Genomic DNA, 12,730 nt, shown 5'->3' with positions numbered 1-12,730 from the left:
CTCATAATGTGATCGGCGAGCAAATACGAAATTCGTTTTTTCAGAACGGCATTCATCACCTGATAACACGTCCGGGCTTTCGAAGAGTGTAATCAGAATCCAACCGTTCATCTCGACGCCCGACCGGCTGGCGCCCCGTACATGGCAACGACCACGCTGCGGTCAAGGCTGTTCTGCGACCACACGCCCATCTGCGTGTAGGCGCAGTTCCGCATGATCGCCAAGTAGGCGGGGTTGTAGTACCACTGATTGATGACCTCGACGTTGTTGATGGCCATCGCAGGGTTGATCGCGACGGTCTCGGCGACACCGCCTTCATAGCCGGCCGCGTTTGCCCGCTGCTGTGGAGTCGAACCATCGGAGCCGATGTCGCCGTCCAGAGAGCGGTCGCCGAGTACGTCATCGGTGTGCCATTGCGCCGCCAGTTGCAGCTGTGGGTTGATTTTCACATCATTGGTGCAACCGGCATTGTGTTGGACGGTGTAGACGTTGGCGACAACGCCGTCGTTGAGTCGCTTGTTGTCCGCCTTCGCAATTGGTGTGCCGCCGAGGGATTGACCCATGACAACGACGGTCAGTATCGGCAGCCACGCGTCGTGAGGTTTCATTCGCCAACGCGCTTGCCGTGGGGTTGCACGATCCATTGGCGCGCATCATCGGCTTTCGCCTCGTCAAACGTGCGGTACCTCCCGGGCCAAAGAAATCCGAAAAGCTCACTGAATTTGGCCATCTGCTTGACCCATTCCACATCGCTGACGATCGCGCAGCGATCCCAGTCGAAGTAGTGGCCGATACCGAACTTGGAATCCGCCCAGACGGCTCCCGGACCGAAACTGGCAAAGTCGGGCGCGATCTCGAGATAGATCCCCACCCTGTCGTGCCGAGTCAGCTTGTCTTCGAAGCCGGGTATGAGAACACCGTCGTAATCCGCCTTGGTCACGTGCCCGTGGAAAGCAAACGCGGCGACGTCGTCGGGGAAACCCTCGAGCATCTCGATCACGCCGCCTCCTCACCGAACAAAATCGCAGGTGGAGACATCGTCTCTGCGACGGACGTGGCCGCCTAGGGGCCAAAGTCATCGGAAGATGCGACCGGTGGCAGCTATTTCGAAGCCCGCATTTGGACATCGGCGGCCCGCGCGCGCCGCGCGCGGTTGAGGTAGTCGACTACGCATGCCACGGAGCGATCGCCGACCTTACGGTGGTAACGCCAAAGACCCGCCCGGTCAAGGCGCCGCATCGGAAAGAAGGTGGACGATGTTGGTATCACCAACGGGACTCGACGAGCCCATCAGTCAACAGCCCTCGGCTGCTCCGCCCGTGGAGGTGACATCCACCGAGGTTCTGATCAGCACCCAGCAGGTGGTTTTCAGCACCGCGGCAGCTCTGGGCGCACGCCGCGACAGCGCCGGCCCGCCGCGAAGGCACTACCCGAAGCATTACGGGTTCCTCGAGAGCGCCCTGATGTCTCGCGAAATGGAAAGACTATGAACGTCGTCGTCACTCTCGCGTCCGCGGTCGTGATGGTGATGATCGCGAAGGGCACCTACAGCCTGCAATGGCGGCTCGAGCGCGCCGACTACAACCGCCATTTCGAGGATTGACCGCCCACGCCGGGAAAGGATGGTGCCGGAAAGCGTGGCGCAGTCCTAAAATTGCGCGATGAGAGTCGGCATCGACTTCGGCACCACTCACACCGTCGTTGCGGCCGTCGACCGGGGAAACTATCCGGTCATCTCGTTCGACGGCCTGGACGCGTGGCCTTCGCTCATCGCCGCCAACACCGACGGGCGGTTGCGGTTCGGGGTCGACGCCGCCGCCGCGCGCCACGAGCCTGGCTGGTCGGTGCTGCGATCGTTCAAACGCCTCCTCAACGACGCCGGCCCGCAGACCGAGGTGACCCTGGCCGGCCGTGACCACCGGCTGGCCGACCTGCTCACCGGTTTTCTGGCGCAGCTGAAGACCGACCTGCAAACCCGTTCGAACGCCACCCTCGCACCCGGCGAGACCGTCGAGGCCGCGATCAGTGTGCCCGCCAACGCCTCCAGCGCCCAGCGCCTGCTGACCCTGGACGCCTTCGTCGCGGCGGGTTTCCACGTCGTCGCGCTGCTGAACGAGCCGTCGGCCGCCAGCCTCGAGTACGCGCACCGGTACCGCTCCACCATCACCGCCAAGCGCGAGCATGTCCTCATCTACGACCTCGGCGGCGGCACCTTCGACGCGTCGCTGCTGCGGATGACCGGGCACGAGAACGAGGTCGTGGTCAGCGAGGGCATCCAGCGCCTCGGCGGTGACGACTTCGACGAGGCGATCGTCGACCTGGTCCTCGACCGGCTGAACCTGCGCGGGGTGGATCCCGCCACGCGCGAGCTGCTCAAGGACGAGTGCGCCGCCCGCAAGGAAGCGGTCGGGCCGCAGACGCGCCGCTTCCTGGTGGACCTCACCGGAATCGACCCGGTCGACCGGCCCCCGTTCTCCTGCGGCATCGACGACGTCTACTCGGTGTGTGCGCCGCTCGTCGACCAGACGACCGAACTGCTGCACCGGGTCCTCCACGATCCCGCGCGGGGCGGCAAGGACGTGGCCTGGTCGGAGGTGGCGGGCATCTACGTGGTGGGCGGGGCCGGGGGCTTCCCGCTGGTCGCCCGGATGCTGCGCACGGCCTTCGGCGAGAAGCGGGTGAAACGCTCCCCGCACCCCTTCGCGGCGACGGCCATCGGCCTGGCGGTCTTCCTGGACAAGGAAGCGGGTTTCGCGCTGTCCGAACGCTTTTCGCGGCACTTCGGGGTCTTCCGGGAGGCGCAGGCCGGAACCGACGTGGTCTTCGATCCGATCGTGCCCAAGGACGCGTCGCTTCCGGCCGACGGGCGCACCCCGCTGGTGATCCGGCGGACCTACCGGGCGGCGCACAACATCGGCCACTTCCGGTTCGTGGAGTGCAGCCGCCTGGTCAACGGGCGGCCCGACGGCGACGTCACGCCGTATGACCCGGTGCTCTTCCCGTTCGACCCGGCCCTGCGCGACCGCGACGACCTCGGGCGCCAGCCGGTCGGGCGGTGGAGCGAGGGCCCGGATGTCGAGGAGCGCTACGTCGTCGCCCCCAGCGGCGCGGTGGAGGTGACGCTGACGACGCGGCCGGCCGGCTTCGAGCGCACCTTCCGGCTGGAGCGCTGCGCCGCTCCGGGCGCGTGATCATTCGATGGCGTCGGCGTAAATGTCCAAGAGCCGGAACCGGGTCGCGTCGAGATGCTCGCCGAGAATCGCGATAACCCGCTTCTGCAACTCGTAACCGAGTTCGTGATCCTCCTCGCACTTCCGCCGCAGGCACTTGCCGTCGAAGACGATCGCTCGCGTCGGCTCCGCCGCGCGCGCATCGAACCGCGAATTGTACGGCGGCACCAGCCATGACCAGCCGAGGATCTCCCCGTCTCCGAGAGTCTGCACCGTCACAGGGCCGCGACCCGGAAGATGGGTTTCGAGCGCGATCCTGCCGCTGCGAATGAGATAGAAATGATCAGCCGGGCTGCCCTGCCGGAAGATCAACTCACCTGCGGCGAAGCGCACGTTGGCCGCGCACCCGACCGCCAATTCCAAATAGCGCGGTTCGATCCCGCCGAAGAACGGGTGCCCGGCCAGAACGCCTTCCAGCGTCCTCATCACTTCGTCCCTTCGCTGGTGGCAGTCAGCGCTGAACACTGACCCTTGATGACTATTAGGGCACCGTCGGGGTCCGGCCACAAGGCCTGCGACCCTGATGGCGGCGGCGTAGAGCCCGCCGCCCAAGCAACTCCAAATCGCGCGCTTGTTTCTTCATGGGTCGATGCCGCGCCGGGAATACCCGCACTATGGCAAAGATAGATCTGGACGCCCTTCGACTACGACGACAAGGACCATCAGGTCGTGGGCGAGCCGGACCCGCAGATCTTGGGACGCGCTTTGATGGACTGAGCCGCGCCCGACCGGAAGGAGACACGCCATGTCCACCTGGCTCATCACCGGCTGCTCGACCGGGCTCGGCCGCGCCCTCGCCGAGGCCGTCATCGCGGCCGGGCACAACGCCGTCGTCACCGCGCGTGACATCGCGAAGGTATCCGACCTGGGCCCGACGGAGCGGGTGCTCGCCGTCGCGCTCGACGTCACCGACCCCGCGCAGGTCGCCGCCGCGGTGCGGCAGGCCGACGAGCGGTTCGGCGGTGTGGACGTTCTGGTCAACAACGCCGGCTACGGCTATCGCGCCGCGGTGGAGGAAGGCGACGACGCGGAGGTGCGCGAGTTGTTCGAGACGCACTTCTTCGGCAGCGTCGCGATGATCAAGGCCGTCCTGCCGGGGATGCGCGCACGCCGCAGCGGCGCGATCGTGAACATCTCCTCGATCGGCGCAACCGTCACCCCGGTGGGATCCGGGTACTACGCGGCCGCCAAGGCCGCCATCGAGGGGATGAGCGGGGCCCTGCGCGGTGAGCTGGCGCCGCTGGGCATCTCGGTGACGGTCGTGGAGCCCGGCGCGTTCCGCACCGACTTCGCCGGCCGCTCGCTCGCGCAGACGGCCACCGTCATCGACGACTACGCGGGCACCGCGGGGCAGCGCCGCAAGGAGAACGACACGATGCACGGCAACCAGGCCGGCGACCCCGGCAAGGCGGCCACCGCGATCATCGCGGCGGTCGAGTCGAGCGAGCCGCCCGGATTCCTGCTCCTCGGGCCGGACGCCCTGGGCCTCTACCGCTACGTCGCCGATGCCCGTGCGGCCGAGATCGCGAAATGGGAACCGCTGACTACGGGAACTAACCTGGGACCGTAACCTTTTGCCGCAGCTTGCTTTTGACGAGCTTGCCGGTCGGGGTTCGGGGTAGGTCGTCGACGAAGTCGACCGTCCGGGGCGCCTTGTAGTGCGCGATCCGATCGCGGACGTAGTCGATGAGTCCTTTTGCGAGGGAATCCGATCCGCGCACACCGGGCGCGAGCTGGACGAGCGCTTTCACTTCCTCGCCCATCTCGGGATGCGGTACGCCGATGACGGCGACATCGAACACCGCGGGGTGCAAGGCGAGGGCATTCTCTACCTCCTGTGGGTAGATGTTGACCCCGCCGGAGATGATCATGAAGGACTTTCGGTCGGTCAGGTACAGGAAGCCCTCATCGTCGACATAGCCGAGGTCGCCGACGGTCGTCCAGAACGGATGTTTCGGGTGGCAGGCTGCGGCCGTCTTTTCGGCGTCGTTGTGGTATTCGAAGGGCAAATGATCGCGTTCGAAGTACACCGTGCCGACCGCACCCGCGGGCAGCTCGCCACCGTTGTCGTCGCAGATGTGCAACACGCCGAGCACGCTTCGGCCGACCGACCCGGGGTGGGTGAGCCATTGCCGAGAATCGATGAACGTAAGGCCGTGCGCCTCGGTGGAGCCGTAGAACTCGTAAAGGACTGGGCCGAGCCACTCGATCATCGCCCGTTTGACGTCGATGGGGCAGGGCGCGGCCGAATGCATGAGCATCCGCAGACTCGACAGGTCATAGCGGCGGCGGGTGGTCTCGCCGAGTGTGAGCAGGCGCACGAACATGGTGGGAACCAGCTGCGCGACGGTGACCCCGTACCGCTCGATGTAGCGCAGGGTGGCCTCGGCGTCGAACTTCTTCGCCAGTACCACCGTCCCACCGAGTGCCTGCACCATGCCGCACCAGCGCAGGGGCGCGGCGTGGTAGACGGGCGCCGGAGAGAGGTATACGTCGGTGGCTTGGATACCGTAAAAATGGCTGGCCATCGCCACGATCGGATCCCCCGGTTCGTCGACTCGCCGGTCCGGTAGCGGGGGCTTGACGCCCTTGGGGAATCCCGTTGTGCCAGAGGAGTACAGCATGACGGCGCCGGATGGTTCGCCGTCCAAGCGGGGACCGGCCTCGGCGAGGGCGGTTTCGTAAGAGGCGTAACCGGGCACATCGCCGGCGAAAGCCAACCGCAGTCCGGGGTTGTCGGCCTGCGCGGCGACTTGGGCCGCCAGGTCGGCCAGCGCAGCCGAGGCAATCAGGGCGCGCGCCCCAGAGTCGCGCACGATGTACGCGGCCTCCTGTGCTGTCAGATGGTGATTGACGGCCGTGATGTAGAGGCCCGATCGTTGCGTCGCCCAATACACCTCGAAGACCTGGGCGGCGTTGTCGGACAGCAGGGCGACGACATCGCCACGGCGGAGCCCGGCGTCGTGCAGCACCCGCGCCAGCGCTGCGGAGTTGTCGTCGAGTTGCCGGTAGGTCAACACATTCCCGGTCTCGGCGAGGACGACGGCTGGGCGATCAGGCCCTTTCTCCGCATGGGTGCCCGGATACACCGATCAGGCCGTTTCCGCGGCCGCCACCACAACGGCATAGACCCGCTTGGCACGGTCGTTCGTCAAATCCATATGCACGAACTTCTGTTCGGTGTACTCGTCGAGCGCGTGGGGCCCGAGCTCGCGCCCCAAACCGCTTTGCTTCATACCGCCGAAGGGGAACATCGCATTGACCATGTGCCAGTCGTTGATCCACACCGTGCCCGATTCCAACTGGCGGGCGATACCCAGCGCGCGTTCATTGTCCGTGCTCCACACGCCCGCGGACAATCCGTACTCGCTGTCGTTGGCGATGGCGACCGCCTCCGCGTCGTCGGCGTACTTGATCACCACCAGCACCGGCCCGAAGATCTCCTCGCGCGCCACCCGCATGTCGTTTGTCGCGTCGCTCAGAATGGTCGGCGCGACCCAATGGCCATCCGCGAGTTCGGCTTCGGCAGGCACCGCGCCCTGGAACGCGACCTTGCATCCGGCCTCTTGGCCGAGCGCGATGTACTTTTCCACTCGCGCCTTCTGTTCGGCGGATATCAGCGGGCCAATGTCCGTGGTCGGGTCCATCGGATTACCCACGACAAGCGTGGACGCGCGCGTGACCAGCCGTCGCACGAACTCGTCGTGAATTGATTCATGTAGCAACAGCCGCGTTCCAGACTCGCAGGCCTGGCCACCCATCAGCAGGAATCCGAACAACGTGCCGTCGACCGCGAGGTCCAGATCGGCGTCGTCGCAGACGATGTTGGCGCCCTTGCCGCCTAACTCGAGGGTGACCTTCTTCACGTTGCCGGCGGCGGCGCGCATCACCGTCTTACCGACCTCGGTTGAGCCTGTGAAGGCCACCTTGCGAACATCGGGGTGTTCGGCGAGCCGGGCGCCGACGACCGGGCCGGGTCCCGTGACAACGTTCAGCACACCCGCCGGCAGCCCGACTTCGTCTGCCGCCCTGGCCAATTCGAGCAGCGTTAGCGGGGTCTGATCGTCGGGTTTCAGCACGATCGTGTTGCCGGCGGCCAAAGCGGGGCCCAGCTTCCACACCGCCAGCAGCAAGGGAAAGTTCCACGGCACTATTCCGGCGCACACCCCCACCGGCTCCCGGCGAAGCACGCCGGCCGCCAGCGTGGGCGCTTCCATCAAGGGCCCGGTCTCCTCGAACGCATACGACCGCGCCAACGAGGCGAAGTATTTCAGGTGGGCGATCGAGTAGCCCAGAAGAAAGGCACCCGCGGACCGCACCGTTGCACCGTTTTCACGCACCTGCAGGGCGGTCAACTCGTCGAACCGTGCGGCGAGGTTGTCAGCGATCGCGTCCAGGATTCGAGCGCGCTCCGCCGCGGGTGTCAGGCGCCAGGTACCGGAAGCATGTGCCGCCTTGGCCGCTGTGACCGCCTCGTCGGCCACGGTGACATCGCCGTGCGCGACGGTCGCGACCAACTTATCGGTCGCGGGATCACGCACCTCCAACTTGCGTAAGGTGTCCCGCCAACGGCCGTCAATGTACATCGGATAGTGCGGAATTTCGGTCATCTCGCCCTCGCTTTCATCGGACCCGTCGGCGCCGTCGGGTGAAGCTCCTGAATCGGCCGGCGGCGTGATGCACGACGCTGACCCCCGCGGGAATGCCCAACGGGGCCGCATAGATGGCGGCGATGGTGATGAGACTGATCATCGAGGCGGCTCAAAACCGGATCAGCCCGCGGAGGTTCACCCCGGCGTGCATGTCGGCGTAGCCCGCGTTGATCTCCTCGAGCGTGTACTCGCGCGTGACGAGTTCGTCGAGCTTCAGCTGCCCGGCGCCATACAAATCGAGCATGCGGGGAATGTCCCGACGGGGATTGGACGAGCCGAAAAGCGATCCACGAACCTGCTTTTCGTACAGGGTCAAATCGAACAGCGACAGATCGACAGACGTGTCGGTCGGGTGCGGAATCGCGGTCATCACCACCCTGCCGCGCTTGCCGACCAGGCTCAGGGCCTGCGCCACATAGCTACCCTCGGCCGAATCGGTGCTGACCACGCAGACGTCGGCCAGCTGTCCGCGCGTGAGGTCGGTGATCAGGGCTTGGGCCTCGTCGATGGTCGCCGCGGTGTGGGTGGCGCCGAACTCGAGGGAGCGGCTCCTTTTGTACTCCACGGGATCGAGCGCAACGATGACGCGGGCGCCGGCGATCCGAGCGCCCTGCACCGCGTTCATGCCGATGCCGCCCACACCCATGACCACCACGGTGTCGCCGTCACGCGCTTCGCCGGTGCGCACCATGCTGCCGTAGCCGGTGGTGACCCCGCACCCGACCAGGGCGGCGGTGTCCAACGCGGTGGACCGATCCACCTTGATCACCGAGGCCAGCGGCACCACGGTGTATTCGGAGAACGTTCCCAGCACGCACATTTGGCCCAGGTCTTGGCCTTTCGCATGGAACCGGAAGGTGCCGTCGAGTTGCGGTCCGGCGATGATGGCGGCCCCGAGCACGCACAGGTTGCTCATGCCGCGCGAACACGGTTCGCAGCGACCGCAGGCCGGGATGAAACTCAGCACCACCGAGTCGCCCTGGGCGACTTCGGTGACGCCCGGGCCGACTTCGACGACGACACCCGCGCCCTCATGGCCACCGACCACCGGTAGCTGCATCGGCATGTCGCCCGTGATCAGGTGGTCATCGGAGTGGCACAGCCCAGCGGCCGCCATCTTGACCAGGACCTCGTTCTCCTTCGGCCCGTCAAGGTCGACCTCTTCGACTTCCCACTTGTGGTGCAGCCCCCAGAGCACCGCCGCTTTCGTTTTCATCGAAACTCCTCGCGATCAAGGCTTCTCGGGTGTCCAGGTCGCCGGCAGGCTGTTGACACCATTGATGAAATTGGCCAGGGCGTAGTTGGGCTCCGGCGCCGAGATGTCCGGGATGCGCGTATAGACCTCGGTCAGCAACGCCTTGAGCATGGTGCGGGCCAGCGCAGCGCCCAGGCAGAAGTGCGGACCACCCCCACCGAAGGCAATATGCGGGTTCGGGTTTCGCAGGATGTTGAACGAATGCGGATCCTCGAAGACGTCCTCGTCCCGGTTGCCCGAGTAGTACCACAGCACGACCTTGTCGCCGGCCTTGATGTCCGAGCCCCGCACGGTGATGTCCTGGGTGGCGGTGCGGCGCATGTGCAGCAGCGGCGATCCCCAGCGCAAGACCTCCTCGACGGCGGTGCCGACGCGACCCTCGACGTCCTCGACGAGCAGCGCGCGCTGGTCTTCGAACTTCGAAAGTGCGGCGATGGCATGGGCCGAGGCGTGCCGCGTGGTGTCGTTGGACGCGACGCCCATCAACACGAAGAACGCCTTCAGCTCGTCGTCGGTCATCTTCTTGCCGTCGAACTCGGCCTGCACCATCCAGGTCATCAGGTCATCACCGGGGTTGGCCCGCCGCTGGGGGATCAGCACCGTCGCCACCTCGTGCAGGTCCATCACGGCGCCCATGAACAGTTCGAGTTCGCTCTGCTCGCCGCGGATGTTCGGGTCTGTCCATCCGACGAGCCGCTGGGCGGCGGTCACTGCCTTGTCCCGCAGTTCGCCTTCGGGCAGCCCGAAGAAGCTGCCGAAGATGCGGCCGGGCAGCTTGACGGACACGAGCTGGACGAAGTCGCCCTCGCCGAGGCGGGCCATCTCGCTGACGAGGTCGTGGGCGTGACCGCGGATCCAGCCTTCCAGCCGGCGCACGTTCTTGGGCTTGAACGCCTCCGTGGTGATGCCGCGCAGCTGGGTGTGCCGGGGGGCGTCCATCGCGATGAACGACTGTGCGATCTCGACGGCTTCGGGGGCGAAGTCCTCCATCGTGATGCCTTGCGCCGACGAGAAGATCTCAGGGTGGCGGCTGGCCATCCGGATGTCCTCTTGCTTGGTCAGCGACCAGAAGCCCTTGGTATTGAGCTCGGGGGGCAGCAGATCCGACTCCGCCGGGCGGCTCCACGGCACGGGGTTCTCCGCGCGCAGGACGGCGAACGCGGCGTCCCGCTCTTCCGGGGGTTTCGCCCAGAACGCGCGGGCGCTCAGATCGATGTCCTTATGGGTGGGGGCCGTTGTGGGTGCGGTCATGTGGCCATGCTGACGAGCGCGGCGCCGACGCGGCACAGCCCCGAGTGCCAATCACTGGCCTGTACGGGCCAACGGGTGGAACCGGCGATCAGGCGATGGGTGCGCGGAAGGTGGCGACCAGTCCGCCGCCGTCGCGCGCGCCGAAGTTGACCCGGCCGCCCATCGCTTCGGCGATCTGCTGCACGATCCACAAGCCGAGCCCGGTAGTGCCACGTTGGCCGCCGACGCTGACGTACTTGGTGGTCAGCTCGCCGAAGCTTTCGGGCGGGACACCCGGCCCCCGGTCCGCCACCGTGAAGACCAACTCGTCACCTTCCCGCGAGCACGTGACGTCGACCGGCTCACGTCGGCCGTGCCGCGAGGCGTTCTCCAGCAGGTTGGTCAGCACTCGGCGCAGCCCCTGAGCGTTCACGGCCACGGCGTCGACGTCGCCGCTGACGCTCAGCCGCAACCGCGGTGCCGCGAGCCCTACAGCGTCGGCGGCGGCAACGATGAGATCGGCCACGTCGACGCGGCGAACCCGGCCCGCCGAGAACGTCGGCCTGCGGCTCAGCGCGACGTCGGACAGGGCGTCGAGCATGTCGGCCAGGTGGCGCACGTGCCGGGCCACCAGCTGCAGACTTGTGTCCCGGTCGACATCCGACATTGGTTGCGTTGAAGTCAGCGCCTCGGTCAGCGCCTCCAAGGACGTCACAGGGGTGCGGAATTCGTGCACCAGCACCTGCAATCCATCCTGCTGCGACTGGTAGGAGCGCAGCAGGCGCGCCCGCAGGTCGCGTTCCTCCTCGGCGGCGGCGTGCTCGGCCTCGGCCTCGACCAGCGCATGCAGCCGGGAGCGGTGTTCGCGTTCGGCGAGCGCGGACAGCCCCGCGGTGATGATCGCGACGAAGATCAGAAACACCGCCGACCAGCCCGCCTGTAGTCCCGGAGCCGCGGTCACCGGAAGCCTCGGCGACGACGTCAGCGCCACGGGGATGTAGGCGGCGCCCAAAAGCACCGCGACCAGCAGGGTTTCGCCGAACGACAGCCGCGCCGCCGAGGCGATCACCGCCAGCGCCAACACCGGGACCACCGGGCTGTACACGCCGCCGCTCAAGGCGATGAGCGCAAGCGTAAACGCCGAGTCGAAGCCGGTGACCAGCCACGAATACCGGGTGCGCCGGACCTCCAGCTGCGGATAGGCCATCACGACGCCCGCGTAGACGATCGCGGCGCCCAACACCGCCACGGTGGCCGCGGTGTGCTGACGGAGCCACTGGGGTCCGATCGCCAGCAGCACGCCGATTGATATGACCACGGCGACCCGCACCGCGACGACGGTGCGGGCCAGCCCGTAGTCCTCGCCGTCGAAGTCCACCGTGGTTCTGAGCTGATCGAGCGGTCTCACCCGGCTGACCATAGAGTTGGGGCTAGCATCGCGGCAATGACTCGCACGCCGTATGTCGTGGTGATCGTGGACGACCATGAGCTGTTCGCGCAGGGCCTGGCCCTGCTGCTCACCCGCGAATGGGGCGAACTGTTCACGGTCGGCGGCCAGACGACATACGTGGAAGAGGCCGCCGACCTGGCGGCCCGCTGTGACGCCGATGTCGCGATCATCGACCTGTCAATGCCGCCCCTGGGCGGGGTGGCCGCCATCCGCCACATCAAGGCACGCCGGCCAACGACCCGGATCCTCGCGCTGTCGGGGACCGACGACCTGGCGTTGGCCGAGGAGGCGTTGCGGGCCGGCGCCGACGGCTTTCTACCCAAAACCGCGCGGCCCGAGGCGCTGGCGGGGCCGCTATGGACGATCGCGGAGGGCCTGCGGGTCATCGACGGCGCGCTGCTCGATGCGCTGCTGAGCAACATCCGCAAGCCGCCGCCCGAGCTGCTCGACAACCTCAGCGCCCAGGACCTCCAACTGTGGACCCTTCTCGCTACCGGCATGGAAACCGGCGACATCGCCGACCGGATGCTGGTGTCCGAGCGCACCGCCAAACGCATGGTGGCGACGCTGCTGCACAAACTCGGTGTCAGCAACCGCGTTGCCGCCGCCGCATTGGCCGGGCGCTACCGGTTGCTCGACGACGTTGCGGAAACGGGCCGGATCAGTTAAGGATCCGGATCGCTTGGGCCGGGCACATCGCGGCTGCCCGAATCACCCGTTCGCGGTCCGCTTCGGGCGGGTCCGGCTGGAGTACCACCACTTGTTCGGCGCCGTCGGGAATGTCGAAAACATCGGGAGCCCCCAGTAGGCACTGCCCGTGTCCCTCACACAGGTCGTAGTCGACGGTGATGTGCATGCGAGCCAGTATCAGCCCCGGCCGGCCACCGCCGTCGGTCCGTAAGCGCCAGATATG

At 66.7% G+C, this 12,730-nt stretch carries 13 protein-coding genes; 3 read left to right on the top strand and 10 right to left on the bottom strand.

Going from position 1 to position 12,730, the window contains the following annotated elements:
• Positions 1–107 precede the first annotated feature (107 nt).
• Positions 108–563: a CAP domain-containing protein gene (locus AC5Y2S_RS18160; protein WP_499957382.1), complete on the bottom strand. Its 456-nt coding sequence runs from the start codon at positions 561–563 to the stop codon at positions 108–110.
• A 41-nt stretch (positions 564–604) separates the two neighbouring features.
• The gene (locus AC5Y2S_RS18155) at positions 605–991 is read right to left on the bottom strand and encodes a SpoIIAA family protein (protein ID WP_499957439.1); all 387 of its coding nucleotides are present in this window, start codon (positions 989–991) and stop codon (positions 605–607) included.
• Between the two features lie 670 nt (positions 992–1,661).
• Here AC5Y2S_RS18155 and AC5Y2S_RS18150 point away from each other — a divergent pair.
• The gene (locus AC5Y2S_RS18150; protein ID WP_499957381.1) at positions 1,662–3,191 is read left to right on the top strand and encodes an Hsp70 family protein; all 1,530 of its coding nucleotides are present in this window, start codon (positions 1,662–1,664) and stop codon (positions 3,189–3,191) included.
• Here AC5Y2S_RS18150 and AC5Y2S_RS18145 read toward each other — a convergent pair whose 3' ends face one another.
• Entirely contained in the window at positions 3,192–3,656 is a 465-nt protein-coding gene (locus AC5Y2S_RS18145; protein ID WP_499901143.1) for a cyclic nucleotide-binding domain-containing protein, read from the bottom strand.
• A gap of 319 nt (positions 3,657–3,975) precedes the next feature.
• On the opposite strand from AC5Y2S_RS18145, the gene AC5Y2S_RS18140 reads away from it, so the two are divergent.
• Positions 3,976–4,800 (top strand): oxidoreductase, encoded by an 825-nt coding sequence (locus AC5Y2S_RS18140; RefSeq protein WP_499957380.1) that lies wholly within the window; start codon positions 3,976–3,978, stop codon positions 4,798–4,800.
• On the opposite strand, the gene AC5Y2S_RS18135 is transcribed toward AC5Y2S_RS18140, so the two are convergent.
• The 6 genes from AC5Y2S_RS18135 to AC5Y2S_RS18110 form a co-directional block, all read right to left on the bottom strand.
• Positions 4,784–6,319, bottom strand: coding sequence for an AMP-binding protein (locus AC5Y2S_RS18135; RefSeq protein WP_499957379.1), 1,536 nt, complete (start codon positions 6,317–6,319; stop codon positions 4,784–4,786). The genes AC5Y2S_RS18140 and AC5Y2S_RS18135 overlap by 17 nt on opposite strands.
• A 3-nt stretch (positions 6,320–6,322) precedes the next feature.
• Positions 6,323–7,840, bottom strand: a complete 1,518-nt coding sequence (locus AC5Y2S_RS18130; RefSeq protein ID WP_499957378.1) for an aldehyde dehydrogenase family protein — start codon at positions 7,838–7,840, stop codon at positions 6,323–6,325.
• Between the two features lie 13 nt (positions 7,841–7,853).
• Complete coding sequence (locus tag AC5Y2S_RS18125; protein WP_499957377.1) at positions 7,854–7,982, bottom strand: hypothetical protein; 129 nt, start codon at positions 7,980–7,982, stop codon at positions 7,854–7,856.
• Positions 7,983–7,991: 9 nt separating this feature from the next.
• Positions 7,992–9,098 (bottom strand): NDMA-dependent alcohol dehydrogenase, encoded by a 1,107-nt coding sequence (locus tag AC5Y2S_RS18120; RefSeq protein ID WP_499957376.1) that lies wholly within the window; start codon positions 9,096–9,098, stop codon positions 7,992–7,994.
• Positions 9,099–9,113: 15 nt separating this feature from the next.
• Complete coding sequence (locus AC5Y2S_RS18115) at positions 9,114–10,388, bottom strand: cytochrome P450 (protein ID WP_499957375.1); 1,275 nt, start codon at positions 10,386–10,388, stop codon at positions 9,114–9,116.
• An 88-nt stretch (positions 10,389–10,476) separates the two neighbouring features.
• Positions 10,477–11,775 (bottom strand): sensor histidine kinase, encoded by a 1,299-nt coding sequence (locus AC5Y2S_RS18110; protein ID WP_499957374.1) that lies wholly within the window; start codon positions 11,773–11,775, stop codon positions 10,477–10,479.
• 36 nt (positions 11,776–11,811) lie between these two features.
• On the opposite strand from AC5Y2S_RS18110, the gene AC5Y2S_RS18105 reads away from it, so the two are divergent.
• On the top strand, positions 11,812–12,486 hold the full coding sequence (locus AC5Y2S_RS18105; RefSeq protein WP_499957373.1) for a response regulator: 675 nt from the start codon (positions 11,812–11,814) through the stop codon (positions 12,484–12,486).
• Here AC5Y2S_RS18105 and AC5Y2S_RS18100 read toward each other — a convergent pair.
• On the bottom strand, positions 12,479–12,673 hold the full coding sequence (locus AC5Y2S_RS18100) for a ferredoxin (RefSeq protein ID WP_499880043.1): 195 nt from the start codon (positions 12,671–12,673) through the stop codon (positions 12,479–12,481). The genes AC5Y2S_RS18105 and AC5Y2S_RS18100 overlap by 8 nt on opposite strands.
• Between the last annotated feature and the right edge of the window lie 57 nt (positions 12,674–12,730).

It is taken from the genome of Mycobacterium sp. NGS69, assembly GCF_059812165.1.
This window is presented reverse-complemented; position numbering and strand designations above follow the sequence as displayed.

What these genes read in the sequence shown, in the direction of transcription:
- AC5Y2S_RS18120 (WP_499957376.1), bottom strand. Translation starts at nt 9,098, where the DNA reads ATGAAAACGAAAGCGGCGGTGCTCTGGGGGCTGCACCACAAGTGGGAA.
- AC5Y2S_RS18105 (WP_499957373.1), top strand. Translation starts at nt 11,812, where the DNA reads ATGACTCGCACGCCGTATGTCGTGGTGATCGTGGACGACCATGAGCTG.
- AC5Y2S_RS18115 (WP_499957375.1), bottom strand. Translation starts at nt 10,388, where the DNA reads ATGACCGCACCCACAACGGCCCCCACCCATAAGGACATCGATCTGAGC.
- AC5Y2S_RS18145 (WP_499901143.1), bottom strand. Translation starts at nt 3,656, where the DNA reads ATGAGGACGCTGGAAGGCGTTCTGGCCGGGCACCCGTTCTTCGGCGGG.
- AC5Y2S_RS18100 (WP_499880043.1), bottom strand. Translation starts at nt 12,673, where the DNA reads ATGCACATCACCGTCGACTACGACCTGTGTGAGGGACACGGGCAGTGC.
- AC5Y2S_RS18140 (WP_499957380.1), top strand. Translation starts at nt 3,976, where the DNA reads ATGTCCACCTGGCTCATCACCGGCTGCTCGACCGGGCTCGGCCGCGCC.
- AC5Y2S_RS18160 (WP_499957382.1), bottom strand. Translation starts at nt 563, where the DNA reads ATGGGTCAATCCCTCGGCGGCACACCAATTGCGAAGGCGGACAACAAG.
- AC5Y2S_RS18155 (WP_499957439.1), bottom strand. Translation starts at nt 991, where the DNA reads ATGCTCGAGGGTTTCCCCGACGACGTCGCCGCGTTTGCTTTCCACGGG.
- AC5Y2S_RS18125 (WP_499957377.1), bottom strand. Translation starts at nt 7,982, where the DNA reads ATGATCAGTCTCATCACCATCGCCGCCATCTATGCGGCCCCGTTGGGC.
- AC5Y2S_RS18130 (WP_499957378.1), bottom strand. Translation starts at nt 7,840, where the DNA reads ATGACCGAAATTCCGCACTATCCGATGTACATTGACGGCCGTTGGCGG.
- AC5Y2S_RS18150 (WP_499957381.1), top strand. Translation starts at nt 1,662, where the DNA reads ATGAGAGTCGGCATCGACTTCGGCACCACTCACACCGTCGTTGCGGCC.